Below are 24,689 nucleotides of genomic sequence, written 5' to 3'. Positions count from 1 at the left end.
CCCCATGGCTAAAGAATGCGTTTAAACCTGTCGGACAAAAATGGCAGGAATGCCGAAACAGATATGCCGATGAGGCCAATGGCCCGCTCGGAAACCGGGCGTATCTATTTTTTCTGATTTTTATCAATGACTTCTAAATATAGCTGCTTCTGGAACATTTGTACCAATCAACTCACCAACTGCCAATCTGACAGTTTGTCGGAACCTTTTTCAGCCCGACTCCGTTTCCTCCAACGTCATTACAACAACAAAACAAGGCTGATAATATGGTTCATTCCAAACCACTCATTTCTGTACTCCTTGGCTCCTTTTTCCTCTCTGGCTGCCTGTCAAATTCATCCTCAACAGATGCCACGAACACCCCGAAGACCGGGGCCGTAGCCGGCGATCAACTATCAAACGTCCAGGCTACTCTCCGTCGCACCTCATTCGGCATTCCCCATATTGAGGCGAAGGATTTCACCAGCATGGGCTATGCTTACGGTTATGCCCAGGCCGAGGACAACCTTTGCTTGCTCGCCCGGGATACGCTCACTGTTCGGGGTCTCCGGTCCCGCTACCTTGGCGTGAACGGGAACTACACAATCCCCTCGAACGGTACATCCACCACCAATCTGAATGCCGATTTTTTCTGGCGGACAACCCTGACAGACGACGCGATTGCGCCATTCAAGGCCAACAGTGATCCCGAAGTGCTCGAGGCATCCAGCGGCTATGTCGCCGGCTTCAACCGCTATGTGGAAGAGATCAAGGCAGGCGAACACCCCGGACGCCATGAAGAATGTCGCAGTGCCGACTGGCTCTTCGCACTGGAAGAAAGTGACATGTACCGTCGCTACCTGAGACTTTCAGTGCTGGCCAGTTCTTCCGTCTTTGTCGACGGCATCGCGACCGCCCAACCGCCGTCGTCACTGAACCTGAACGACACCAGTGCCGAGGACCTGCTGACAACGTTGTCCGACGCCGGAGCAGACAGCCTGCCGTTCCCACTCGGGGACGAGCTGCCGATCGGTAGCAATATGTATGGGCTTTCATCGGGCGCCACCCGTACGGGCGAATCGATACTGTTTGGCAACCCCCACTTCCCCTGGCAGGAAACGGAGCGCCTGTATCTCGCGCATCTCAAGGTGGGTGACAGCACAGAGATCATGGGCGCCGCGCTCTACGGACTGCCTGCGGTACTCATCGGCTTCAACGAGAACTTTGCCTGGAGCCACACGGTTTCAACCGCGTATCGGTTTACCTTCTATGAGCTGACGCTGAACCCGGCCGATCCCACACAATATCTTTACGAGGGGGAATTCCGGGATATGGAAAGCACCGACATTTCAATCGAAGTGCTCGAAGACGACGGCAGCATTGGTGAGCGCACCCGCACTCTCTATCGATCCAAGTTCGGCCCCATGCTGACCTTTGAAGCGGCAGGCGTACCGGTGCTCAACTGGACGTCGCTGAAGGCCTACACACTGCGCGACGCCAACGCGGAGAATGATCGCTTGCTAAACCAGTTTTTCCGCTGGAACCAGGCAGAGAGTCTGGATGAATTCATTGAGCTCCACGGCAGTGTTCTTGGCGTTCCCTGGGTCAACACGGTGGCGACCGGCCCCGGACAGAAGGCCTACTATGGTGACGTCACCGTCGTTCCCAATGTCAGCGACGCAAAAGCCTCCAGCTGCGCCACGGCATTGTCTCCGGTCTTTGAGCAACTCGCGCCAGGCCTTCCAATCCTTGATGGCTCCAGGGCCGATTGTGAGTGGGACACCGATGCAGACGCGCCCGCTCCCGGTATCTTCGGCCCGGGAAATCTGCCAACGCTGACCCGAGATGACTGGGTTCATAACTGTAACGACAGTTACTGGGTAACGAACCCCGAGGAGCCGCTGACCGGCTTTGCAGGCATCATCGGTGACGAAGAAACCCAGCGAACCCTGAGAACCCGCAAGTGCATTCAGCAGGTCCAGGATCGCCTGAGCGGTGCAGATGGCTTGCCTGGCTCGGTTGGTTTTGATCTCGCGAACCTGCAGGAGGTTGTTCTCGGCAGCAGCGTGCAATCCGAGCAACTGGCACGGCAGTCGGTCCTCGATACTTACTGCCCGCTGGGTACATTGCTGTCTTCAAGTGGAGAAGCCGTGGATATTACCGAGGCCTGCCTGGTACTGCGCGAATGGGATGGAACCAACAATCTCGAATCCGCCGGCGGACATATCTGGCGGGAGTTCTGGCGTGGAATCGACCCGCTACCCATCACCTCACCCGAGAAATGGCTGGTTCCGTTTGATGCCAACGACCCAGTTAATACCCCAGCCGGCCTCAACGTCGCCAGCCCGCTGATTCAGACTGCGTTTGCAGATGGCGTGAAGCGAATCCAGGATTCCCCCATCGCCATGGACGCAACCATGGGTGAGATTCAGCAGTCCGGCATTCACGACGAATCGATCCCTGTCTTCGGCGGCGAGGGCTTCACCGGTAGCTTTACCATTGCCAGCACCCGACCGAACGATCTTAGCGACGGCACCTACGATGTCACCTACGGCAACAGCTATATCCAGACCGTAACCTGGGATGACAATGGCAACCCTGTTGCGGAGGGATTTATTACCTATTCGCAGTCAACGGACCCGGCATCGCCCTACTACAAGGATATGACCAAGGCATACTCCCAGAAACAGTGGATATCCTTCCCCTACACGGAAGAGGCCATTCGCTCAGACGAGAATCTGGTGCAATACCGGCTTTTTGATCGGATAGCCAACTAAAAAACTGAAGTGAACGGGGCGCTCAGGGAAGAGCCCCCGCAGACAATCACTAACGACGACGGATCAGGCAGGCACCGCAAAACCAAGCATGGCCATCACCTGGTCTGTCAGTCCATCCAACGACAGCCCTCCCCTTTCCGGGCGATACCAGGTCACCGTCCAGCTCAGAGCTCCAGTCAGCATACGACGAACCACGAACGGGTCGGCCTGGAGGTTGCTATGCTCCCTCAATGTCCCGAGCACATCAAGCCACAGCGACTCGTAGATATCCCGCAGCTCCAGAACCTCTTTCTGCGAGGCCTCGGAAAGGCTGCGCCATTCAAAAACAAGAACGGCCATGGCCTCTCCAGTCTGGCCGTTAATGGACTCGAGTTCCGCCCGAACCAACGCCCTGAGCTTCCGTTCTGGCGTCTCGGCCTCCTCGACCGCCGCTTGCATGAGGGCCGTATTCAAGCGAATGGTTTCCACCATCACAGCCTTGAGAATCTCTTCCTTGCTGCGAAAGTGATGAAACAGGCTGCCGGATTGAATGCCTACTGCGGCAGCCAGATCCCTGACCGTCGTCCTTTCATAGCCCTTGTCCCGGAATAACCGGGCGGCTTCGTGAAGCAATCGTCCCCGAGCCCCTGCGGGATCGGAAACAAGGTTCTCACTAATGAGGGCTTGGAGGATGTCGGGTTGGTTCACAGGCAATTTCCAGCAGTCGAATCAGGCCAACAATTCTACCTGACATTTGCCTGTTTACAAACCAAGCGCTTGCTTGGTATTGTCATTTCAACCTTGGCTCCGGCCCGAACAAAACAACGACCATCCGTTGAAGCAAGGCAGACACAATGGAAGACTCCACTATTCGCAGGACCGAACCCGTCCGCATCGGTTGCTCCGCCGCCTTCTGGGGCGATACCGAAACCGCCGCCGCGCAACTGGTTCGCAAAGGCAATATTGATTACCTCGTAGCGGATTACCTGGCCGAGATCACCATGTCGATCATGGCGGGCCAGAAAATGAAAGACCCAAGCCAGGGCTATGCCCGGGACTTCGTCCAGACCGTCATGGCGCCACTGCTTGTCGACATCCAGGAGAAAGGAATACGGGTACTGGCCAACGCCGGCGGCGTCAATCCCATCGCCTGTCGGGACGCTTTGCAGGCTGTCTGCGAAAAGGCCGGCGTGGATCTGAAAATCGCCCTGGTCCTCGGTGACGACCTGCTCCCGCAAAAGAAAAAGCTAAGCGACTCAGGCATCTCAGAAATGACCACCGGCCAAGCGATGCCGCCAATGATGGTGAGCCTGAATGCTTACCTGGGCGCACCCGGGCTGGTTGCCGCTCTGGAACAGGGTGCTGACATCGTTATCACCGGGCGGGTAGCGGACAGCGCCCTGGTGCTGGCTCCACTGGTACATGAATTCGGCTGGAGCTGGACCGATTACGACAAACTGGCCCAGGGCAGCCTCGCCGGCCATCTCCTGGAGTGCGGTGCGCAGTCAACTGGCGGTAACTTTACCGACTGGGAAGACGTCGCTGACGGTTTTGCCGACATGGGCTTCCCGATTGCCGAGATCAAGCCGGATGCCAGCTTTGTCATCACGAAACCGGAGGGCACCGGGGGCCAGGTCACACGAGGGACTGTGGCCGAACAACTGGTTTACGAAATCGGTGATCCTCGCGCCTATTTGCTTCCAGATGTTACCTGCAATTTCACCGGAGTTTGCCTGGAAGAACTTGGGAACGATCGGGTGCTTGTCGAGGGCGCCAGAGGCATGGCCCCGACGGATAGCTACAAAGTCTCCGGCACCTGGCCTGACGGCTTCAAATGCACCGTCACCTTCCTGATGGCCGGCATCAACGCATCCGCCAAAGCCCAAACAGTTGCCGACGCAATCCTGACTAAAACCAGCCGGATGTTCGCCGAAAGAGGCCTGCCGGAGTACACCGAGACCAGCGTTGAACTCCTCGGCACCGAATCCACCTACGGCCCACACGGGACCCGTCAGGACACTCGTGAAGTGGTCGTAAAGATCAGCACCGCGCACCCCAAGAAGGAGGCCCTGGTTCTTTTCTCCCGTGAAATTGCCCAGGCGGCGACAGGCATGGCCCCGGGGATCACCGGTATTGTCGGAGGCCGGCCAACCGTATGGCCAAAGATCCGGCTCTATTCGTGCCTGGTTCCCAAAACCGGAATCGACGTTGCCGTTGTCATGGGTGATCAGACACTCCCGGTCGTGGTGGCGGCCGATGGTGGCTTCGAACCCGGTAATCTCGAGGCTCCGTCAAGTAGCGCGGAATCGGTCGAGACAGACACCACCGTGCCGTTGATCGAACTGGCTTGGGCCCGCAGTGGCGACAAAGGGGATCATAGCAACATTGGCGTCATCGCCCGGCACCCTGAATACGTTCCGTTTATCGCCGCCGCGCTTACCGAAGAGGCGGTCGCCGACTGGATGGCTCACACGCTTGATCCCACAAACGGCAAGGTCACCCGCTGGCCGATGCCGGGACTGCACGCCTTCAATTTCCTGCTGGAACACAGCCTTGGCGGAGGCGGCGTTGCCAGCCTTCGAATCGACCCCCAGGGCAAGGCGTTTGCCCAGCAGCTGCTTGAATTCCCCATTCCGGTCAGCAAGGCCATTCTGGATAAAGGAAACCGATCATGAGTTATCAATCGATCTTTCACCCCGGTCTGTTCGACGGCCAGGTCTTTATTGTCACCGGCGGGGGCTCCGGTATCGGTCGCTGCACCGCCCACGAACTCTCTGCCCTGGGCGCTCGCGTTGCTCTGGTTGGCCGCAAGGCCGAAAAGGTGGAACACGTCAAAGCCGAAATTCTGGAAGACGGCGGTATCGCGTCTGCGCACGTGTGCGACATCCGGGAAGAGGAATCCGTCAAGGCCACCGTGGCAGCCATCATCGGCGAACATGGCAACCTGCACGGCGTAGTCAACAACGCTGGCGGCCAGTTCCCCGCGCCACTGACCAACATCAACCAGAAAGGCTGGGAAACGGTCGTGCGCACCAACCTGACCGGCGGTTTTCTCATGGCCCGGGAAGCTTACACCCAGGCCCTGTCCAAAACCGGTGGCGCCATCGTCAATATCGTCGCGGACATGTGGGGTGGCATGCCAGGTATGGGGCACTCTGGTGCTGCCCGGGCGGGCATGGTCAACTTTACCCAGACCGCTGCCGTGGAATGGGGCGTTTCCGGGGTTCGGGTAAACGCCGTCGCACCGGGCTGGATCGCCTCCAGTGGCATGGACAACTACCCGGAACACATGAAGCAATGGATTCGCAGCCTCGGAGACAACGTGCCGATCAAACGTATGGGCACCGAATCGGAAGTCAGTGCCGCGATCTGTTTCCTGCTTAGCCCCGGCGCGTCATTCGTGAACGGCGACTGCCTGCGGATTGACGGAGGAGGCTCTCAGGGCGGGCGGGTCTGGCCGCTACCCAAAGCCAAGAACAATGAACCCTTCAACGGCTTTCACCGGGCCGTCACCCCGAAAGTGTTGAGTGAGGATTGAGGGATACGCGCATGCAGGTACTCGAATCAGCCGTCAACCCGAACTCTGACGATTACCGGGCCAATGTCGACGCCATGGAGGCTCACATCGCCACCTTCAGGGACGTCGAGCAGAAGGTGCTCGACCTCGCCGAGGCCGCCCGGGCGAAATTCACCAAACGGGACAAGCTGTTGCCTCGGGACCGGATCAATCGTTTGCTGGACCGCGGTAGCCCGTTCCTGGAACTTTGTTCCCTCGCCGGCTACCAGATGCACGATGACAAAGACGGCAGCCAGGCCGGCGGAGGCATCATTGCGGGCATTGGCGTGGTCAGCGGCATCCGCTGTCTCGTGGTCGCCAGCAACAGCGCCATCAAGGGCGGCACCATCACGCCCGCCGGGCTGGACAAGACCCTGCGACTGCAGCAGATCGCCATGGAGAACAAACTCCCGGTTGTGTCCCTTTCCGAGAGTGGTGGCGCGAACCTGAACTACGCCACCGACATTTTTGTGCAGGGTGCCCGAGGCTTCGCCAACCAGGCACGAATGTCTGCCGCTGGCATCCCCCAGGTCACCGTGGTTCACGGCAATGCGACCGCCGGAGGAGCCTATCAGCCAGGCCTGTCAGACTATGTGGTGGCCGTACGCGGCAAAGCCAAGATGTTCCTGGCGGGCCCACCCCTGCTGAAAGCAGCAACCGGCGAAGTCGCAACAGACGAAGAGCTGGGTGGCGCCGAAATGCACGCCCAGGTGGCCGGAACGGCAGAATACCTCGCAGAAGACGACGCCGACGGTATCCGCCAGGCCCGCAACATTCTCGAAGCACTGCCATGGAACGAACAACTGCCTCCGATCAAACAGCTCGAGTGGGAAGAGCCCCGCTACCCGGCAGAAGAGTTACTGGGCGTGATCCCTTCGGATTCCAAAAAGCCCTACGACGTCCGTGAGATCCTGGCCCGCATCGCTGACGGATCCAGGTTCATGGACTTCAAGGACGAGTTCGATGACCAGACGGTATGCGGCACCATCCGTATCGAAGGCCATTCCGTCGGGATCATCGGCAACAACGGCCCGATCACCCCGGCGGGCAGCGCCAAGGCGGCGCAGTTTATCCAGCTGTGCGACCAGGCGGGAACGCCTCTGCTATTCCTGCACAACACCACCGGTTTCATGGTGGGCACACACTCCGAGCAGAACGGCATCATCAAACACGGGTCCAAGATGATTCAGGCGGTGGCCAATTGCCGGGTGCCCAAGATTGCCGTTGTTATCGGCGGATCCTACGGCGCTGGCAACTACGCCATGTGTGGTCGCGGGTTGGACCCACGGTTCATCTTTGCCTGGCCGAACAGCCGCACCGCCGTGATGGGCCCGGCCCAGGCGGGCAAGGTGATGCGCATCGTGGCGGAGGACAAACAGAGACGTAATGGCCTGGAGCCGGATGCCAAAACGCTGGATTTCCTGGAGCAGGCAACCGCCAAGAAACTGGAAGATGGTTCAACCGCACTGTTCGGAACGGCACGACTGTGGGATGACGGACTGATCGACCCCCGCGACACCCGTCGGGTAGTCGCCATGGTTCTGGATGTCTGCCGGGAAGCCGAAATTCGTCAATTGCGGCCTAACTCATTTGGTGTGGCTCGTCTGTAGGCGGCCGATCGTAGATCTTTAACGGAGAAAAACAATGAAGTTCACACCCGAACACGAAGCACTAAGAAAAACCGTCCGGGATTTCGTTGAAAAAGAAATCAACCCGCATTGTGACGAGTGGGAAGAGGCCGGCGAATTCCCGATCCATGATGTCTTCAAAAAGCTCGGCAACCTCGGTCTGCTCGGCGTTCAGAAACCCGAGGAATACGGCGGGATGGGGCTCGACTACAGCTACAATCTGGTGGTCGCCGAGGAACTGGGCATGGCCCACTGCGGCGGTGTTCCGTTGGCGGTCGGAGTGCAAACCGACATGTGCACCCCAGCCCTGGCTCGCTTTGGCTCAGACGAGCTGAAACGGGATTTCCTGGCACCAGCCATTGCCGGCGACATGGTGGGATGCATTGGCGTCAGTGAAGTTGGCGCCGGTTCCGACGTGGCGGGCATGAAAACCACCGCCCGTAAGGACGGCGATGACTACGTCATCAACGGCTCCAAGATGTGGATCACCAACAGCCCCAAAGCAGACTTCATCTGCCTGTTGGCCAACACCAGTGACGACAAGCCCCACAAGAACAAATCCCTGATTGTGGTGCCAATGAACTCTCCCGGTATCACCTTCAGCCCTCACCTGAACAAACTCGGCATGCGCTCTTCCGAGACCGCCCAAATCTTCTTTGATGATGTGCGCGTTCCCCAGAGCAACCGCATTGGCGCCGAAGGCACCGGGTTCATGATGCAGATGCTGCAGTTCCAGGAAGAACGCATGTGGGGTGCGGCTAACGTGATCAAGGCGCTGGAAAATTGCATCAACAAAACCATCGAGTACTGCCGTGAGCGCAAGACCTTTGGCCAGCCGCTGATCGACAACCAGGTAATTCATTTCCGCCTGGCCGAGCTTCAAACCGAAATCGAAGCCCTGCGCGCCCTCACCTACCAGGCCTGTGAGCTGCATATCGAAGGCAAAGATGTGACCCGCCTGGCCTCCATGGCCAAGCTCAAGGCCGGCCGACTCGGCCGGGAAGTCACCGACAGCTGCCTGCAGTACTGGGGCGGCATGGGCTACATGTGGGATAACCCGCTGTCCAGGGCGTTCCGGGATGTGCGACTTGTCTCCATTGGCGGCGGGGCCGACGAAATCATGCTTGGGATTATTTGCAAGATGATGGGCACCCTTCCCGGTAAGCAAAAGAGCTGAAATCTGTTTATGGAATCACTTCCTCATTGCGAAACACTGCTACTCGAGAAGAACGGCCCGGCGCTGCACGTCACCATCAATCGCCCGGACGTCCGCAACGCCATGAGCCTGCAAATGGTGGCTGAACTTTCAACCGTGTTCAGCCAGATCGAATCGGACCTGCACATCCGGGCCGTCGTCATTCGCGGTGCTGGAGGGCATTTCTGCGCCGGTGGCGACATAAAGGACATGGCTGGAGCACGGGGACAAAAGGCCGGAGATGGCGAAGCCGATCCGTTCTACCGGCTCAACCGGGCCTTCGGTCAGATGATCCAGCAGGTCAACGAATCGAGCAAAGTGGTCATCGCCGTCACTGAAGGCGCGGTCATGGGCGGAGGGTTTGGCCTTGCCTGTGTCTCCGACGTGGCCATCGCAGGAGCGACCGCCAAATTCGGCATGCCGGAAACCACGCTGGGCGTCATACCCGCCCAGATCGCGCCGTTTGTGGTCGAACGCATCGGACTGACCCAGGCCCGCCGGCTGGCTCTGCTGGGTCTTCGGATCGATGCCGAGGAAGCGTGCCGTCTGGGTATCGTTCATCAGACCGCCGGTTCCGACGGTGAACTCCGGGAACAGATCGATCGTGCCATCGACCGGGTCCGCCAGTGCGCGCCTGTGGCAACCGCCGAAACCAAAGCGTTGTTGCATCGCGTTGGCCACGAATCCATGAGCGGTTTGCTGGACAGCGCTGCGGAGAAATTTGCCAAAGCCATACGAGGCGATGAAGGCGCAGAAGGCACCCTGGCATTCATGCAAAAGCGCCCGCCAGCCTGGGCAGGCGAAGAACATTGATTGCGGAGCAGGCGGACCGGATTCTTGGGTCAGAAAATGTGAGGAGCCATGGATGGCGGAGCCCAAACTCACATGGATGTGCTCGTAGCGGTTTTCTGACCCAAGAATCCGGTCCGCCTGCGGCTAACTCCCATGCAAGAATGAGATATAACCATGCTCAGTAAACTTCTTATAGCCAACCGCGGCGAAATTGCCGTCAGGGTGATCCGCACGGCAAAATCCCTGGGCTACCGCACCGTCGCCGTCTATTCCGAGGCAGACGCCAATTCGCTGCATGTAGACATGGCCGATGAAGCTGTCTGCATCGGACCGGCCCAGGTATCCGCCTCCTATCTCAATGCCGAAGCCATTCTCGACGCCGCCCAAAAAACTGGCGCAGACTGCATCCACCCCGGTTACGGATTCCTCTCGGAAAACGCCGCATTTGCAGAGGCCTGCCAGGCTGCCGGTCTGGTATTTGTCGGTCCACCCGCGGGGGCCATTGAACTCATGGGCAGCAAACGTCGCTCCAAAATTGCCATGCAGGAAGCCGGCGTTCCCGTGGTCCCCGGCTATGAGGGCAATAACGCCAGCGATGAGGAACTGACCTCAGCCGCGGCCGATGTTGGTTACCCTCTCATGATCAAAGCCTCCGCCGGCGGGGGCGGTCGCGGCATGCGCCTGGTGCAGAACGAAAGCGAGCTGGCCGACAACATCAAGCGCGCCCGATCCGAAGCCAAACAGGCTTTCGGCGATGACGAGCTCATCCTTGAAAAAGCCGTCATTGAGCCGAGACACGTAGAGATCCAGGTCTTCGCAGATCGCCACGGCAACGCCGTTTATCTGGGCGAAAGAGACTGCTCGGTTCAGCGCAGGCACCAGAAAGTCGTCGAGGAAGCACCGTCTCCCTTCGTGACACCCGAGCTCCGGGCTGCCATGGGCGAGGCTGCTGTCAAAGCCGCCCTCGCCTGCCAGTACGAAGGTGCAGGTACCGTCGAATTCCTCGTCGATAAAGATCGGAACTTCTACTTCCTGGAAATGAACACCCGCCTGCAAGTGGAACACCCGGTGACCGAGCTCATTACCGGCCAGGATCTGGTTGCCTGGCAGCTGGCAGTCGCCGAAGGCCAGCCCCTGCCGCTTGCACAGGACCAGATCCAGCTTCAGGGTCACGCCATCGAAGTACGCCTGTACGCAGAAGACCCGGCGATGGAATTCACCCCGCAAACCGGTACCCTGCATCAGTTTAGCCCTGCCGCAGGTGACGGCATCCGTTTTGATACCGGTGTACGCTCCGGTGACGATGTCACCCCACACTACGACCCCATGCTGGCCAAAGTCATTGCCTGGGGTAGCAATCGGGATGAAGCCCGCCGACGCTTGGTCCGCGCACTTGATGACACCGCGATTTTTGGCGTGACCACCAACCGTTACTTCCTGAGCCGCATTATCAGCAATGACGTATTCGGCAAAGGCGAGGCAACCACCGCCTTCCTCCAGCAGCACTTCCGGGATGACCCTTCCGTCAATCCCATGAAGCCGGGCATCCGCGAGCTAGCCATCGCCGGCTGCATCCTTGATCATGGCATTTCAGGCCAAGCGGCCTGGGGCAATGCCCTGTCCACCACCACCCCCATCAAACTGTCGACGGGTGAACAAACGGTCGAGGTAAAGCTCAACAGAACCGGAAACCGCTGGACCGCCAGTACGGAAGACCAAACCCACAGCCTCGAGGTGATCTCAGCAGAGCCGGATCAGCTGTGCATGATCGACAACGGCATTCGTCAGCGTTGCCAATACCATCGAGCAGGCGATTACCTATATTTGCAGTCGTCTGGCATGGCATGGACTGTTCAGGATGTGACCCACCAGCCGCCTGAAGGCGCAGGGGGAGCCGGTAGCGGCCGAGTGCAGGCGACCATGGACGGCGCGGTCATCGATGTACTGGTCGAGCCCGGAGCGACAGTAAAACAGGGCGATACACTGGTCATACTGGAGGCAATGAAGATGGAGCATCCAGTCAAAGCCGAGCGCGACGGTATCGTGGGGCAGCTGCTGGTCAAGAGTGGTGACCAGGTGCATCGCAACCAGCTCCTGGTGGAGATAACCGCGACAGAGACAGCCGAGCCGGAGAACGCCTGATGGACACACTGAACAACCGAACCGTATTTATTACCGGTGCCAGCCGGGGTATCGGCCGAGCCATTGCCATCGCTTGCGCCAGACAAGGCGCCAACGTGGTGGTTGCGGCCAAATCCGATACCCCACACCCCAAACTGCCGGGCACGATTCACTCCGTTGCGGAGGAGATACAGGCCGCCGGGGGAAATGCCTTACCGCTGGTGCTGGATGTCCGTGATGAGAAACAAGTCCGACAACGGATGGACGAAGCAGCCGACCAGTTTGGAGGCATCGACGCCCTGGTGAACAACGCAGGCGCGATCCGGCTGACGGGCGTAGAAAATCTCAAGATCAGTCGCTACGACCTGATGCACCAGGTCAATGCCCGGGCCGTGTTCAACTGCAGCCAGGCGGCGTTGCCTTACCTGAAGGACTCAGAACAGGCCCATATTCTCAGCCTGTCGCCACCGCTGAACCTGGACAAGAAGTGGTTTGCCCAATATGGGCCATACACCACGACAAAATACGCCATGACAATGTTGAGCATTGGCATGGCAGAAGAATTCAGACGCTACGGCATAGCCGTCAACACGCTGTGGCCAAAGACGTTGATCGCCACATCGGCCATCGAATTCGAGGCCGGAGGCCCGCAAATGATGGCACATGGGCGAAAACCCGAGATTATGGCGGATGCCGCCGTTAGCATCCTGGGCAAAAGCGCCAGCGAGCTAAGCGGTGAAAACCTGATCGATGAAGACGTGCTCAGGGCCGAAGGCATCGACGACTTCGAACATTACCGGTATGAACAGGGTGAAAAATCCCTGATGCCGGATCTGTTCCTGGAATAAGCCCCCGTTGTTTCCGGGGCAAGGGACAGGATACACAGACAACAAATCCGATTGCCCACGGGAGCAACTATGAGTGACAACAACGTATCAGCCCTTGATATCGCCCGCAGCATCCCAGACGTGCTTCGGCGCCTACCCTCCATTGCCAAGGGCTTCTACTACTATGCGGTTGATAACGAGAACAAAGAACTGACGCTCGGTACGCTGATTGAGCAAAACGCCGAAAAATATGGCCAGCGCCCGGCGATTATGTATGAAGACCGGTCTCTGAGCTGGAGCGAGTTCAACAGCTGGGCAAACCAGATCGCCCGTTTTCTTCAGGCCCAGGGGCTGAGGAAAGGCGACGCCATCGCCGTTCTTCTGGATAACCGTCCGGAACTGCTTGCGGTGGTTGCCGGAGCTGCCAAGCTCGGCGTGGCCTGCGCCATGCTCAACACCTCCCAAAAGGGCAAAGTACTCACCCACAGCATCAACCTGATCGAACCCGCCATGGTAGTCGTTGGCGAAGAACACCTGAGCGCCTTCAATGATGTCCGTGATGACATAAAGACAGGACACGCGACACCGTTCCTGTTCTTTGCCGATGCAAATACCCAGGCCGTGTTCGGTGATGAGCCTGAGGGCTACCTAAACATGGCTCAGGCAGTCAGCACCTATAACCGCGAAAACCCGGTGCTAAGTGATGCCCCCAGGATGGGCGACACCGCCGTGTACATTTACACATCCGGCACAACCGGGCTTCCCAAAGCCGCCCCGGGGTCACACCGAAAGTTCATCAAGGCCTATGGCGGCTTTGGCTTGATGTCACTATCCATGGAACCTGACGACGTACTCTATTGCACCCTGCCCCTTTACCATGCGACCGCCCTTATTGTCTGCTGGGGCTCGGTACTTGCCGGTGGCTCTGCCATTGCTATCCGCCGGAAATTCTCCGCCAGCGCATTCTGGGACGATATCCGACGCTACCACGCCACCACCTTCGGATACGTGGGCGAACTGTGCCGCTACCTGCTGAACCAACCTGCAAGCGATCAGGACAGAAACCACAGCCTGACCAAAATGATCGGCAACGGCCTGCGCCCATCCATCTGGAAGGAGTTCAAGGAACGCTTTGGCATCGAAAAGGTCGCCGAACTGTATGCTTCCAGTGAGGGCAACATCGGCTTTAGCAACTTCTTCAATATGGATAACACGGTCGGGTTCTCCACTGCTCCGTACAAGCTGGTGAAGTTCCATGAGGGCACCCGGGATCCGATCCGGAACGATAAAGGCTTTATGGAAGAGGTTACCAAAGGCGAACCCGGCCTGCTGATCGGCGAAATCACCAAGAAGTGGGCCTTTGAGGGTTACACCCAGAAGGAAGCCACCGAGAAATCGATCCTCCGGGATGGCTTCAAAAAAGGCGACTCCTGGTTCAACACCGGCGACGTGCTCCGCGAAATCGGCTGCCGCCACCTGCAATTCGTCGATCGCATGGGCGACACCTTCCGCTGGAAAGGCGAGAACGTCTCGACGACCGAAGTGGAAAACATCATCGATGGCTCCGGCTTGGTCGAGGAAGCCATTGTCTACGGCATCGAGATTCCAAACACCAACGGCAAAGCGGGCATGGTAACCCTCGTGCCTCAGGGCGATGTGGAAAACTTCGATATCAACAAGCTGTTCGCGTACCTGAAAGACAACTTGCCACCCTACGCAATCCCGGTCTTCGTGCGCGTGACCCATGCCATTGAGAAGACGGGTACGTTCAAGTACCGCAAGGTGGATATCCAGAAACTGGGTTACTCACTGGAACGCCCCAATGAAGAGGTCTACGCCTGGCTGCCACGAACCGACGGCTACACGCGGCTGACCGACTCGCTGGTAGGTGACATTGATGCCGGGAAGGTCAATTTCTGACGTTGGGAGTTTTATCTTGTTCCTGGCCTGCCGTATATGGGGGCTGCACTGTTGGTTGTTTCCGCCCAAAAACCGCTACGAGCACATCCATGTGCGCTTGGGCTCCGCCATCCATGGCTCCGCACATTTTTGGGCGGAAACAACCAACAGCGCGAGCAGACATCTCAGATAAAGTCGCTAGAACCCATCGTTCCCTGGAGACACCTGCCGGAGTTAAATCTCGTGAGGGCGGGCGGCCCCTCCCAAAAATGTCGGAGGCCAGGGATGGCCGGAGCCAAGCGCACACGGACGTGCTTGAAGCGGTTTTTGGGAGGGGCCGCCCGCTCTCACAGCCCCTGCCCTATCAGGCTAAGCAGCCAGAAACTCAGGAACCAACCTTAAGCACCACCTTCCCGGTAGCCGTCCGGCCAGTCAGGGCCCCCAAAGCCTCCACGTATTCGTCAAACTCGAACACCTGGCTGATCTTCGGATCAATTTTGCCTTCGGCGAACAGCTGCATCAGCTCAATCATGTTCTGGGCATTCACTTCCGGCTCGCGACGGGTGAAATCGCCCCAGAAAACACCGACCACGGAACAGCCCTTGAGCAGAGTGAGGTTTGCCGGAACCTTGGGGATATCACCGGCGGCAAAGCCAACGATCAGGTGGCGGCCGTTCCAGCCCATGGCGCGCAGTGCCTGCTCGGTGAAGTCCCCGCCGACCGGATCGTAGATGACATCCACGCCTTTACCCTTGGTCAGCTTTTTGGCCGCTTCTTTGAGGGACTCCTCTGAATAGTTGATCACCTCATCGGCGCCGGCTGCTTTGGCAACCTCCAGCTTCTCGGCGGAGCTTGCGGCAGCGATAACCTTTGCACCCATGGCTTTGCCCAGTTCAACCGTCGCAAGGCCCACACCGCCACTCGCGCCCAGCACCAGCAGCGTCTCACCGGGCTGAATGTTGGCCCGTTGTTTCAGAGCGTGGTAGGAGGTGCCGTACACCATGGTGAACGCCGCGGCTTTCTCATCAGACATGCCATCCGGAACCGGCAGCAGGTTGTCCTCGGCGACAACAACTTCCTCGGCAAAAGAGCCGTAACCGGTCAGCCCCGCCACCCGGTCGCCCGGCTTGAAACGTGTGACTTTCTCACCGACTTCCACAACCTCACCAGCCATTTCCCCACCCGGGGAGAAAGGCAGCGGTGGCTTGAACTGGTATTTGTTCTCGATGATCAGGGTGTCTGGAAAGTTAAGACCGGCGGCCTTGACCCGGACTTTCACACCACGCCCTTTCACTTCCGGGCTGGCGATCTCGTCAATGACCAGCTTTTCCGCTGGACCGTATTCCTTGCAGAGGATTGCTTTCATGGATTCTCCTGAATCAACGTTGTTCTTGATCTATGTCGTTGACGCTAACGGCTGGCTCACCATGAAGCAAATCATCCTCTCTTATCGAACTTTATTAGCGTTGTTTATGAAGTCTCTGAACCGGATCAACAAAACACATAAACCCATGAGCGCTGACCAATCGGAAAGATGAATTGGGTAACGTTTTTCGCTATCCTTCGCGCACCTGAGTGGGGCCCGGCAGCGCCTCAGACATATCCTTTTTCACTGAATCTCCAGAGCACGTCATGTTCGACATCATCTACCTGCTTGAAATGATTGGCGTTGTCGCCTTTGCCATATCCGGCATGATTGTGGCGCGCTCCAAGAACATGGACCCGGTGGGTGTTTTCACCATTGGATTTATCACGGCACTTGGCGGCGGTACTCTGCGAGACCTGATGATGGACAACCATCCGCTGTACTGGATCAAACACCAGGAGCAGCCGATTCTGATTCTGTGCATGGCTCTTGTGTTCAGTTACTGGCATCGTGCCGAGCGGATCAGGGAATCAAGAATCGTATTCCCGGACGCCATCGGCTTGGGCATTTTCTCGATCCTTGGCGCTCAGTTGGCTCTGGACCTGGGCCACTCCTGGTTCATCGCATCTCTACTTGGCGTGATGACCGGCACTTTCGGCGGTGCTCTGAGGGATACTCTGTGCAATGAGGTTCCCTACATTTTTCGCAAAGACCACATCTACGCCTCCATCTCATTCGCCGGTTGCTGGCTGTATTTTGTCTCCCAGTGGTATTTCCACAATGAAACGGTACCGTTGACCATCGGACTGCTATTCATCGTGATTGTCCGAATGGCTGCCGTGCGGTTTGATATCCGACTGCAACGGGATCATGGCTGAACGAGGTTCGGTATTCCCCTAGTCCTGGGCGAATACTGAACGAAGGATCATCCCTTGGCCTGAGGCCCGTCAGCCGGTAACATTGCCGTTTTTTCACGCAATTTCGAATTCCGTTCAGTCCAGATTCCCAAACTTTCACACTTTGACCCCTGAAAGGCAGGCACGTCATGCTCGAGCGATTGTTCCAACTCCAGGCCCACGGCACCACTGTTCGTAAAGAAGTGGTCGCGGGTATTACCACCTTCCTGACCATGGCCTACATCATCGTGGTCAACCCAAGCATCCTGTCAGCCACCGGCATGGACTTTGGTGCAGTATTCGTAGCCACCTGTCTTGCGGCAACGATCGGCACGCTGATCATGGGTCTTTGGGCAAACTACCCAATCGCCCTGGCACCGGGCATGGGCCTGAACGCCTTTTTCTCGTTCACTGTCGTTGGCAGCATGGGCTACAGCTGGCAGGTAGCATTGGGTGCGGTTTTCCTGTCAGGTCTGATTTTCTTTCTTCTCAGCATCTTCAAGGTGCGGGAATGGATCATCAACAGCATTCCCATGTCCCTGCGCTTTGGTATTTCCGCCGGCATCGGGTTCTTCCTGGCACTGATTGCCCTGAAGAATGCCGGCATCGTTGTCGATCATCCGGCCACCCTCGTTGGCCTTGGAGACTTGAAAGTCGCCGAGAGCTTGCTGTTCTTCGGTGGCTTTGTGCTGATCTGTGCGCTCTCCTTTCGCCAGATCACCGGCGCGGTGATGATCGGCATCATCGCGGTTACGGCTGTGGCTATGACGCTGGGCATGGTGGAATACGATGGGTTCATTGCAGCACCACCGAGCCTGGCTCCCACTTTCCTTGAGCTGGATATCGCCGGCGCCCTGAACGTTGGCATGATCAGCATTGTTTTTGCGTTCCTGTTCGTAGATCTGTTCGATACCTCCGGAACCCTGATCGGTGCGGCCCAGCGTGGCGGACTGCTGGACAAGGACGGCAAGTTGCCCCGTCTTGGCCGGGCTCTGATGTCCGACTCTGTGGCCACCATGTCCGGTGCGGCACTCGGCACATCAACAACAACCAGTTACATTGAATCGACCGCCGGTATTTCGGCCGGCGGCCGGACCGGTCTTACGGCTGTTGTCGTGGCTGCCCTGTTTCTCGCCTGCCTGTTGCTGTCTCCGATTGCCAGCATTATTCCGGCGTATGCCACCGCACCGGCCCTGCTGTATGTAGCCGTGCTGATGGCCAGTGGCCTCAAGCTTGTCGATTGGGATGATATTACCGATGCCGCACCCGCGGTGGTCACCGCGCTGATGATGCCGCTGACCTTTTCCATCGCCAACGGCATTGCCCTTGGCTTCATCACCTACGCCATCGTCAAGGCTCTCAGTGGCCGCTGGTCTGATTTGAACGCCAGCGTGGTCGTTATTGCCGTTATCTTCATCCTGAAATTCATCTTCCTGGACGCGGCGTAAGCCGCGCCCTGCGCCGATCCGGATCTGCCATGGATTATTTCTCCGAGAATATCAAGAAAGCCATTCGCACCGTGCCCGACTGGCCCAAACCGGGCGTTGCCTTCCGAGACATCACCACCGTCCTGCAGGATAAAACCGCTTTCCGGAAGCTGATTGATGCCTTCGTCCATCGTTACCATAGCCAGCACATTGATGCGGTTGCAGCGGTCGATGCCCGCGGATTTATCATTGGCTCTGCCCTCGCTTACGAGCTGAACGCTTCACTGGTCCTGGTTCGCAAGAAGGGCAAGCTGCCCTTCGATACGCTGGTCGAGGATTACGAGCTTGAATACGGAACAGCCTCAGTCGAACTCCACAAAGATGCCTTCAAACCCGGAGACAAGGTTGTCCTCGTCGACGATCTGATTGCAACGGGCGGAACCATGCTGGCGGCCTCGCGCCTGATTCGTCGCATTGGTGCCGATATAGTGGAAGTCGCGGCCATGATTGATCTCCCGGATCTGGGCGGATCAGGCAAGCTGCAGGATGAAGGGCTAGAGGTTTATACTGTCTGTTCGTTTGAAGGCGAGTAAAAAGCGGCTGGAGGGGAGATTGATGCAGGATTACCAACATCACTGGAAAGACGGCACACCGGTTCATCTCCCCCTTGGCAAGATCGTCTGCATCGGCCGTAACTACGCTGAGCACGCCCGTGAGCTGAACAACCCTGTCCCCGATGAGCCGCTGTTGTTCATCAAACCCTCTACATCAGCGGTGTACCTTACCCGGCCTCTGGACGTCCCTAAAGACCGCGGTGAGGTTCACTTCGAAACAGAACTGGCTGTGCTCATAGGACGCCCCCTCAGCAATGCCTCAGCCAGCGAAGCGGAAGCGGCCATTCTGGGCTATGGTCTGGCACTGGACCTGACCCTCCGGGATGTCCAGAGCCAGCTCAAATCCAAAGGGCAGCCGTGGGAGCGAGCCAAAGCCTTCGACGGGGCCTGTCCGCTGTCCCCGTTCGTTCCTGCCGAAAAGTTTACCCGGGACAACATACATTTTACCCTGGATATTGATGGACAACGGCAGCAGACCGGAGATGTCGGTGATATGCTCAACCCTGTGGTCCCGCTGATCGCACATATGAGCTGTCATTTTTCCCTGCTTCCGGGCGATGTCGTGCTCACCGGAACGCCAAAGGGCGTTGGTCCTCTCAAGTCCGGACAGACCCTCTCACTAGAGCTGAACGATCTGCTTTTCGTGGAGACGAAAGTAGCTTAACGTGTCTGCTGGCAATCCTTCCTGGCAGTGAGAGCGTACATCAGGCATGGCTAAGAAACCGGTTACTTCTCGCAGTGGACGATTTTTCAAGCTGGCGGGCATGACGGCCTCCGTCGCGGGGCAATATGCCGGCCAGAAAGCCCGCAGAATGTTTCGCTCGGAAAACGACGAGGGCGCTCAGAGCGAGAGCTACACCCGAATGGCGGGCCAGATCGCAGACACCCTGGGCGAACTCAAGGGTGCCGTCATGAAGGTCGGTCAGATCGCATCCCAGACTCAGGACTTCCTTCCCAAGGAGTTCTCTGAAGCTCTGGAAAAACTCCAGAAAGAAGCCCCTCCCATGCCGTTCGACGTGATCGTCGGGCAAATCGAGTCAGAACTGGGCAAGCCCATTCCCGAACTGTTCGAGTATCTCCAGGACACGCCCTATGCGGCTGCTTCAATTGGACAGGTTCATCGCGGGCGGCTGCACGACGGTACGGATGTGATCGTTAAGGTGCAGTACCCCGGGGTCGATGAGTCCTGCGACTCCGACCTGAAACAGCTTCGAATGGCCCTCAAGCTCGGAGGGCTGCTGAAAATGCCGAAGGAATCGGTCGACCAGCTGTTTGGCGAAATCCGGGAGCGGCTCAGAGAAGAATTGGATTACGAAAACGAGGCCAACAACCTCCGGATGTTCCACGAGTTCCACAAGGACCAGCCATGGGTTCTTATCCCCCGGGTCATACCTGACCACTCCACCCGACGCGTGCTCACGATGGAACTAATTGAAGGCGATCACGTGAGCAAGGTATGCAGTGACCGATATGACCAGGACACCATCAACCTGATCGGGCACCGGATATTCGAACTGATGGCGGATCAGCTGTTCCGCTTTCAGTGCATTCACGGTGACCCACACGCCGGAAATTTCGCGTATCGGCCCGATGGATCCATCGTCATGTACGACTTCGGCTGTGTGAAGAAACTGAAGCCGGAGATTGTCGAGGCATACCGCAATGCTCTGAATGCTGCGCTCGACGAAGATTACGAAGCCCTTGATCGGTATCTGATCGATCTCGGAGCCCGCGTCAGCAACCAGCCTGCGGTGGACGAAGCCTACTACGCCATGTGGCGAGACATTTTGATCGTGCCGTTTGAACAGGAGGGATTCTATGACTTTGCCGACGCCGAGATACACAAACAGGTAGCGGCCAAAACAAGCACTGTCTTCAAGTATCTGGATCGATTCAAACCTCCCGTGGAGAGCATCTTCATTGACCGCATGATTGCTGGCCATTACTGGATGCTGAAACGACTGGGAGTGCAAGCTGCATTCCGCGCGGAACTGGAAAAGTATCTGCACGGAGGATAATTGCTAACCAATTGATTTAATTATGCTTTCCTGAACACAAATCCGCCTTTTTAGCAGAAAACAGTCTTTTATCTATTCAGTAGACCCTTCCATACTCAAATACGTCTCCTTTCACTGCAGTTCTGGAGGCTGTGACGAATATTCAGGAGGGTTTGCACCATGATTAGCAGCACGGCAAGGATCGGTCGTTCGTTACGATTGATCGTTATTTTGGCTTTGGGACTGTTTCTGGCATCCCAGAGTCTCGCAGGCAAGGGAAATGGCAAAGGCGGCGGAGGGGGCGGTCAGACGACAACCTCGGAATCCTCTGTGATGCCATCCTATCGTGGCAGCGCCAAGGCGCTGGATGTCACAGTGAATCTGCTGGGCACATCCACTCCCATCATCATATCGGACACTGGAGAGCTTAATTCCACCGGGGGCAGCAAGGACGAATCCCTGATCGAAGTTAATGAGGACATCGTGCAGGCAGCGGTTCTGAAGGCCACAACCGTGGGCTCCGGAAATCAGGTGGACTCTATGGCCCAGACCCTGGGCCTGCAACTGGACCTATCAAGCCTCGGGATCCCGCTGACCATTGGCGCCAGCGTTCTCGAGTCCGGCGTAACGGCCTTGTGCACGGACGGCTCTGAAGTCCTGAAAGGCTACTCCGACATCGTCGAGCTCAACGTCAACGGGCAGGAAATCCTCGATCTCGATACCTCCCCCAATCAGGTCATTCCGCCAATGCCCCTGAGCGGCCTACTCAGTGGCGTCGCCCAAATTACCGTGAACGAACAGTTCACTGACGACTACGGCATGACGGTCAGGGCATTACACGTAGAAGTCTTGAACCTGTTGGGTGCCCCGGTCGCCGAAGTCATCATTTCCGAGGCCCGTGGAGGCCTGGACTGCGGCTCCGGCCCGGACGGTGAGTGCCCGCCAGCGGCGGACTTTATTACCGGTGGCGCCCGCCACGACAATGTAACCGCTACGGTCCACGGCGGCATATTCCCCAACGGAGAGCTCAAGGGAGGTCTGAACTTCAATGACAAGCAAGGCAGCCACATCAATACCCGTATGATTGCGGGCTACGAGATGGGGGACACCCCGACCACCCGCATCCTGTACTTCCTTGATGAAGACAGTGGCGAGTGTAAGGTTACCGTCGCGGATAATGGCGAACCCGGGCGCGATGACACCTTCGCGATCGCCTGTGATTCCGGCCCGAACACCAGCTTCACACTAACTCAGGGCGGGAATTTCCAGTTACATCAACCGAAAGCATGCCCGAGCTCTTCGGACGGCACCAAAGGCGGAGGCAATGGCAAGAAGAAAAAATAAACCGGGAGTTTACGGATAAGACAGGAACAGAGAGTTGACCCAAGCGGTCAACTCTCTGTTTTTCAAAGCTGCGCAATCCAGTCCGCCAGGCCCTCAGACGCCCCTTTCCGGATCACGTTGGCACGGGAGACAGACGCCGGCTCTCCGGGATCAATCACCGTGATTGGCACATCGAGACCCACTTCGTGAACCAGCCCCGCCGCCGGATACACCTGCAAAGACGTACCCACAATCAGCAGGTGATCGGCCGTGGACACAACATCCGCCGCGGCTGCAAGCATCGGTACCTCTTCGCCAAACCAGACAATATGAGGGCGCAGCTGGGCGCCGCGCTCGCAGGTATCGCCGGGGTTGATGTCGCGGTACCCGATATCGTAGACAAGATCAGGGTAGCCAGAGCTACGGGCTTTGGTCAGCTCACCATGGAGGTGGATCACGTTGCTGGAACCACCCCGCTCATGCAGATTGTCCACATTCTGCGTCACCACCGTGACCCGAAAGCGCTCCTCCAGGCTGGCCAGCAACCGATGAGCCGGGTTTGGCTCCGCTTCTTGAAGCTGACGCCGCCTTTCATTGTAAAAGCGCAGCACCAGCTCCTGGTTTCGGGCAAAAGCTTCCGGAGTCGCCACATCGTAGACGCTATGCTGCTCCCACAACCCGCCGTTATCACGAAAGGTGGAGAGCCCGCTCTCGGCGCTGATGCCAGCGCCAGTCAGCACTACGATATGGTCCGTCATCAGTCGAAAATCTTGCCCGGGTTCATGACACCGTTAGGGTCAAATACCTGCTTGATGCCTTTGAGGTAAGCAATTTCAGCCTCGCTGCGGGTGTACTGCAGATAGGGTTTCTTGGTCATGCCGACACCATGCTCGGCGGACACACTGCCCTGGTAGCGCTCGACAATTTCGAAGACCCACTTGTTCACCTGCTGGCACTTCTCGAAGAAGTCTTCCTTCGCCATATCCTCGGGCTTGAGGATATTCAGGTGCAGGTTGCCGTCACCGATGTGGCCGAACCAGATTATTTCGAAGTCCGGATAATGCTCGGTGACCACGTTATCAATTTCCTGCAGGAAACCAGGTACCTTGGACACAACAACGGAAATGTCGTTCTTGTAGGGTATTCTCGGTGCAATGGACTCGGAGATCCGCTCGCGAAGCTGCCACAGGTTCTGGGCCTGGGTTTCGCTCTGACTGATGACACCGTCCAGCACCCACCCATTCTCCATGCACTGCTCGAACAGCGCCATGGCATCGTCCATCGCCTGATCGGAGACTGCCTCAAATTCCAGCAGTGCATAGTACGGCGCTTCGGTCTCGAACGGCGCCTGAACCTGGCCATGAGCCAGCACATGCCCCATGGCCTGATGGGAGAAAAACTCGTAGGCGGTCAGATCCAGCTTCTTCTGGAAGGTTTCGAGCACATCCATGGTGTTGGTGAGATCATTCAGGCCCAGCACCAGCACGGTCAAATCATCCGGCTGCCGCGTCAGCTTCATGGTGGCTTCGGTAATAAAGCCCAGGGTCCCCTCGGCACCGATGAAGAGATGACGCAGGTCGTAGCCGGTATTGTTCTTGGCCAGATCCTTGTTCAGGTCGAGAATATCGCCCTTGCCGGTCACCACTTTCAGGCCCGCAACCCAGTCCCGGCTCATACCGTATCGGATCACCTTGATGCCACCAGCATTGGTAGAGAGGTTACCACCGAGCTGGCTGGATCCCGCGGAGGCAAAGTCCACCGGGTAATACAGCCCATTCTCCTCGGCAAAATTCTGCAGCTGTTCTGTCACCACACCGGCCTGACAGCGTACGGTACGATCACTGGCGTTGAAATCGAGCACCTGATTCATGTTATCGAACGCCACGACCACTTCACCATTTGCCGCGACCGCACCGGCACTCAGCCCTGTCCTGCCACCGGAAGGAACCAGGGCCACCCGGTGTTCATTGGCAAATTGCACCAGCGCCTGCACCTGTTCGGTCGTCTTTGGAAGTGCGATGGCCAGTGGCTTGGGCGGATAGATCTTGGTCCAGTCCTTGCCATAGGTGTCCAGGTCGTCCGGGTCCGTCAATACCTTGCCCGGCGCGTCACCGGTAGCCAGAAGGTTTTTGAGGGCAGCAATGATCTGTTCGGAATTCATGGGATGTGTCTGTCTCGTCAGGGTTGGGCCGGTTACGTGATACGGAATTCACACGGAATTGACTCAAGTAAACCGGTGCACTGTGAAAGTCTGGGTTTATGGTATCATACCGCCCCTGTTCTGTGAGCCAGCCCTGACGATCGCTGGCCACG

Annotated in this window: 20 protein-coding genes; 16 read left to right on the top strand and 4 right to left on the bottom strand. The window is 57.6% G+C overall.

The window, feature by feature from the left end; translation table 11 throughout:
• Positions 1-266: 266 nt before the first annotated feature.
• Entirely contained in the window at positions 267-2,756 is a 2,490-nt protein-coding gene (locus D777_RS08305; protein WP_051669018.1) for a penicillin acylase family protein, read from the top strand.
• A 63-nt stretch (positions 2,757-2,819) separates the two neighbouring features.
• On the opposite strand, the gene D777_RS08300 is transcribed toward D777_RS08305, so the two are convergent.
• On the bottom strand, positions 2,820-3,443 hold the full coding sequence (locus D777_RS08300) for a TetR/AcrR family transcriptional regulator (protein ID WP_036130507.1): 624 nt from the start codon (positions 3,441-3,443) through the stop codon (positions 2,820-2,822).
• Positions 3,444-3,589: 146 nt separating this feature from the next.
• Between D777_RS08300 and D777_RS08295 the strand changes: the two genes are divergently transcribed.
• The 8 genes from D777_RS08295 to D777_RS08260 all read left to right on the top strand — a co-directional run bounded on the left by D777_RS08295 (position 3,590) and on the right by D777_RS08260 (position 14,774).
• On the top strand, positions 3,590-5,410 hold the full coding sequence (locus D777_RS08295) for an acyclic terpene utilization AtuA family protein (protein WP_036130504.1): 1,821 nt from the start codon (positions 3,590-3,592) through the stop codon (positions 5,408-5,410).
• Positions 5,407-6,273, top strand: a complete 867-nt coding sequence (locus D777_RS08290; protein WP_036130501.1) for an SDR family oxidoreductase — start codon at positions 5,407-5,409, stop codon at positions 6,271-6,273. The genes D777_RS08295 and D777_RS08290 overlap by 4 nt, the downstream gene beginning before the upstream one ends.
• Before the next feature lie 11 nt (positions 6,274-6,284).
• Positions 6,285-7,901 carry an acyl-CoA carboxylase subunit beta gene (locus D777_RS08285; protein WP_036130498.1) on the top strand — a complete coding sequence of 539 codons (1,617 nt, stop codon included), beginning with the start codon at positions 6,285-6,287 and terminating at the stop codon, positions 7,899-7,901.
• A 34-nt stretch (positions 7,902-7,935) separates the two neighbouring features.
• On the top strand, positions 7,936-9,096 hold the full coding sequence (gene atuD, locus D777_RS08280; protein ID WP_036130495.1) for a citronellyl-CoA dehydrogenase: 1,161 nt from the start codon (positions 7,936-7,938) through the stop codon (positions 9,094-9,096).
• A 9-nt stretch (positions 9,097-9,105) separates the two neighbouring features.
• Positions 9,106-9,927 (top strand): enoyl-CoA hydratase/isomerase family protein, encoded by an 822-nt coding sequence (locus tag D777_RS08275; protein ID WP_036130493.1) that lies wholly within the window; start codon positions 9,106-9,108, stop codon positions 9,925-9,927.
• A gap of 153 nt (positions 9,928-10,080) precedes the next feature.
• Entirely contained in the window at positions 10,081-12,048 is a 1,968-nt protein-coding gene (locus D777_RS08270) for an acetyl/propionyl/methylcrotonyl-CoA carboxylase subunit alpha (RefSeq protein WP_036130489.1), read from the top strand.
• A complete protein-coding gene (locus tag D777_RS08265) occupies positions 12,048-12,875 on the top strand; it encodes an SDR family oxidoreductase (protein WP_036130486.1) in 828 nt (275 codons plus the stop codon). The genes D777_RS08270 and D777_RS08265 overlap by 1 nt, the downstream gene beginning before the upstream one ends.
• A gap of 69 nt (positions 12,876-12,944) precedes the next feature.
• The gene (locus D777_RS08260) at positions 12,945-14,774 is read left to right on the top strand and encodes a long-chain-acyl-CoA synthetase (RefSeq protein WP_036130485.1); all 1,830 of its coding nucleotides are present in this window, start codon (positions 12,945-12,947) and stop codon (positions 14,772-14,774) included.
• A gap of 364 nt (positions 14,775-15,138) precedes the next feature.
• On the opposite strand, the gene D777_RS08255 is transcribed toward D777_RS08260, so the two are convergent.
• Positions 15,139-16,119 carry an NADPH:quinone oxidoreductase family protein gene (locus D777_RS08255; protein WP_036130483.1) on the bottom strand — a complete coding sequence of 327 codons (981 nt, stop codon included), beginning with the start codon at positions 16,117-16,119 and terminating at the stop codon, positions 15,139-15,141.
• Between D777_RS08255 and D777_RS18005 the strand changes: the two genes are divergently transcribed.
• From D777_RS18005 to D777_RS08225, 7 genes are all read left to right on the top strand, one after another.
• The gene (locus D777_RS18005) at positions 16,118-16,291 is read left to right on the top strand and encodes a hypothetical protein (protein ID WP_160171432.1); all 174 of its coding nucleotides are present in this window, start codon (positions 16,118-16,120) and stop codon (positions 16,289-16,291) included. The genes D777_RS08255 and D777_RS18005 overlap by 2 nt on opposite strands.
• A gap of 94 nt (positions 16,292-16,385) precedes the next feature.
• Complete coding sequence (locus D777_RS08250) at positions 16,386-16,997, top strand: trimeric intracellular cation channel family protein (protein WP_036130481.1); 612 nt, start codon at positions 16,386-16,388, stop codon at positions 16,995-16,997.
• A 167-nt stretch (positions 16,998-17,164) separates the two neighbouring features.
• Complete coding sequence (locus D777_RS08245; protein WP_036130480.1) at positions 17,165-18,463, top strand: NCS2 family permease; 1,299 nt, start codon at positions 17,165-17,167, stop codon at positions 18,461-18,463.
• A 29-nt stretch (positions 18,464-18,492) separates the two neighbouring features.
• Positions 18,493-19,035, top strand: coding sequence for an adenine phosphoribosyltransferase (locus D777_RS08240; RefSeq protein WP_036130477.1), 543 nt, complete (start codon positions 18,493-18,495; stop codon positions 19,033-19,035).
• Positions 19,036-19,057: 22 nt separating this feature from the next.
• Positions 19,058-19,720 (top strand): fumarylacetoacetate hydrolase family protein, encoded by a 663-nt coding sequence (locus D777_RS08235; RefSeq protein ID WP_036130473.1) that lies wholly within the window; start codon positions 19,058-19,060, stop codon positions 19,718-19,720.
• 46 nt (positions 19,721-19,766) lie between these two features.
• On the top strand, positions 19,767-21,074 hold the full coding sequence (locus tag D777_RS08230) for an ABC1 kinase family protein (RefSeq protein ID WP_036130470.1): 1,308 nt from the start codon (positions 19,767-19,769) through the stop codon (positions 21,072-21,074).
• Positions 21,075-21,233: 159 nt separating this feature from the next.
• Positions 21,234-22,397, top strand: coding sequence for a choice-of-anchor P family protein (locus D777_RS08225; protein WP_036130468.1), 1,164 nt, complete (start codon positions 21,234-21,236; stop codon positions 22,395-22,397).
• A 62-nt stretch (positions 22,398-22,459) separates the two neighbouring features.
• On the opposite strand, the gene D777_RS08220 is transcribed toward D777_RS08225, so the two are convergent.
• Both D777_RS08220 and D777_RS08215 read right to left on the bottom strand, forming a co-directional pair.
• Complete coding sequence (locus D777_RS08220) at positions 22,460-23,134, bottom strand: SIR2 family NAD-dependent protein deacylase (protein WP_036130465.1); 675 nt, start codon at positions 23,132-23,134, stop codon at positions 22,460-22,462.
• Positions 23,134-24,537 carry an FAD-binding oxidoreductase gene (locus D777_RS08215; protein WP_036130462.1) on the bottom strand — a complete coding sequence of 468 codons (1,404 nt, stop codon included), beginning with the start codon at positions 24,535-24,537 and terminating at the stop codon, positions 23,134-23,136. The genes D777_RS08220 and D777_RS08215 overlap by 1 nt, the downstream gene beginning before the upstream one ends.
• Positions 24,538-24,689: the final 152 nt, after the last annotated feature.

This window comes from Marinobacter nitratireducens (assembly GCF_000708045.1).
Lineage (GTDB): Bacteria > Pseudomonadota > Gammaproteobacteria > Pseudomonadales > Oleiphilaceae > Marinobacter > Marinobacter nitratireducens.
Note: the sequence above shows the minus strand (reverse complement) of the source record. Positions and strands in the feature narration are given on the sequence as shown.

Coding starts and splice junctions, on each gene's coding strand:
- D777_RS08305 (WP_051669018.1), top strand. CDS start 267: ATGGTTCATTCCAAACCACTCATTTCTGTACTCCTTGGCTCCTTTTTC.
- D777_RS08295 (WP_036130504.1), top strand. CDS start 3,590: ATGGAAGACTCCACTATTCGCAGGACCGAACCCGTCCGCATCGGTTGC.
- D777_RS08290 (WP_036130501.1), top strand. CDS start 5,407: ATGAGTTATCAATCGATCTTTCACCCCGGTCTGTTCGACGGCCAGGTC.
- D777_RS08285 (WP_036130498.1), top strand. CDS start 6,285: ATGCAGGTACTCGAATCAGCCGTCAACCCGAACTCTGACGATTACCGG.
- atuD (WP_036130495.1), top strand. CDS start 7,936: ATGAAGTTCACACCCGAACACGAAGCACTAAGAAAAACCGTCCGGGAT.
- D777_RS08275 (WP_036130493.1), top strand. CDS start 9,106: ATGGAATCACTTCCTCATTGCGAAACACTGCTACTCGAGAAGAACGGC.
- D777_RS08270 (WP_036130489.1), top strand. CDS start 10,081: ATGCTCAGTAAACTTCTTATAGCCAACCGCGGCGAAATTGCCGTCAGG.
- D777_RS08265 (WP_036130486.1), top strand. CDS start 12,048: ATGGACACACTGAACAACCGAACCGTATTTATTACCGGTGCCAGCCGG.
- D777_RS08260 (WP_036130485.1), top strand. CDS start 12,945: ATGAGTGACAACAACGTATCAGCCCTTGATATCGCCCGCAGCATCCCA.
- D777_RS18005 (WP_160171432.1), top strand. CDS start 16,118: ATGGATTCTCCTGAATCAACGTTGTTCTTGATCTATGTCGTTGACGCT.
- D777_RS08255 (WP_036130483.1), bottom strand. CDS start 16,119: ATGAAAGCAATCCTCTGCAAGGAATACGGTCCAGCGGAAAAGCTGGTC.
- D777_RS08250 (WP_036130481.1), top strand. CDS start 16,386: ATGTTCGACATCATCTACCTGCTTGAAATGATTGGCGTTGTCGCCTTT.
- D777_RS08245 (WP_036130480.1), top strand. CDS start 17,165: ATGCTCGAGCGATTGTTCCAACTCCAGGCCCACGGCACCACTGTTCGT.
- D777_RS08240 (WP_036130477.1), top strand. CDS start 18,493: ATGGATTATTTCTCCGAGAATATCAAGAAAGCCATTCGCACCGTGCCC.
- D777_RS08235 (WP_036130473.1), top strand. CDS start 19,058: ATGCAGGATTACCAACATCACTGGAAAGACGGCACACCGGTTCATCTC.
- D777_RS08230 (WP_036130470.1), top strand. CDS start 19,767: ATGGCTAAGAAACCGGTTACTTCTCGCAGTGGACGATTTTTCAAGCTG.
- D777_RS08225 (WP_036130468.1), top strand. CDS start 21,234: ATGATTAGCAGCACGGCAAGGATCGGTCGTTCGTTACGATTGATCGTT.
- D777_RS08220 (WP_036130465.1), bottom strand. CDS start 23,134: ATGACGGACCATATCGTAGTGCTGACTGGCGCTGGCATCAGCGCCGAG.
- D777_RS08215 (WP_036130462.1), bottom strand. CDS start 24,537: ATGAATTCCGAACAGATCATTGCTGCCCTCAAAAACCTTCTGGCTACC.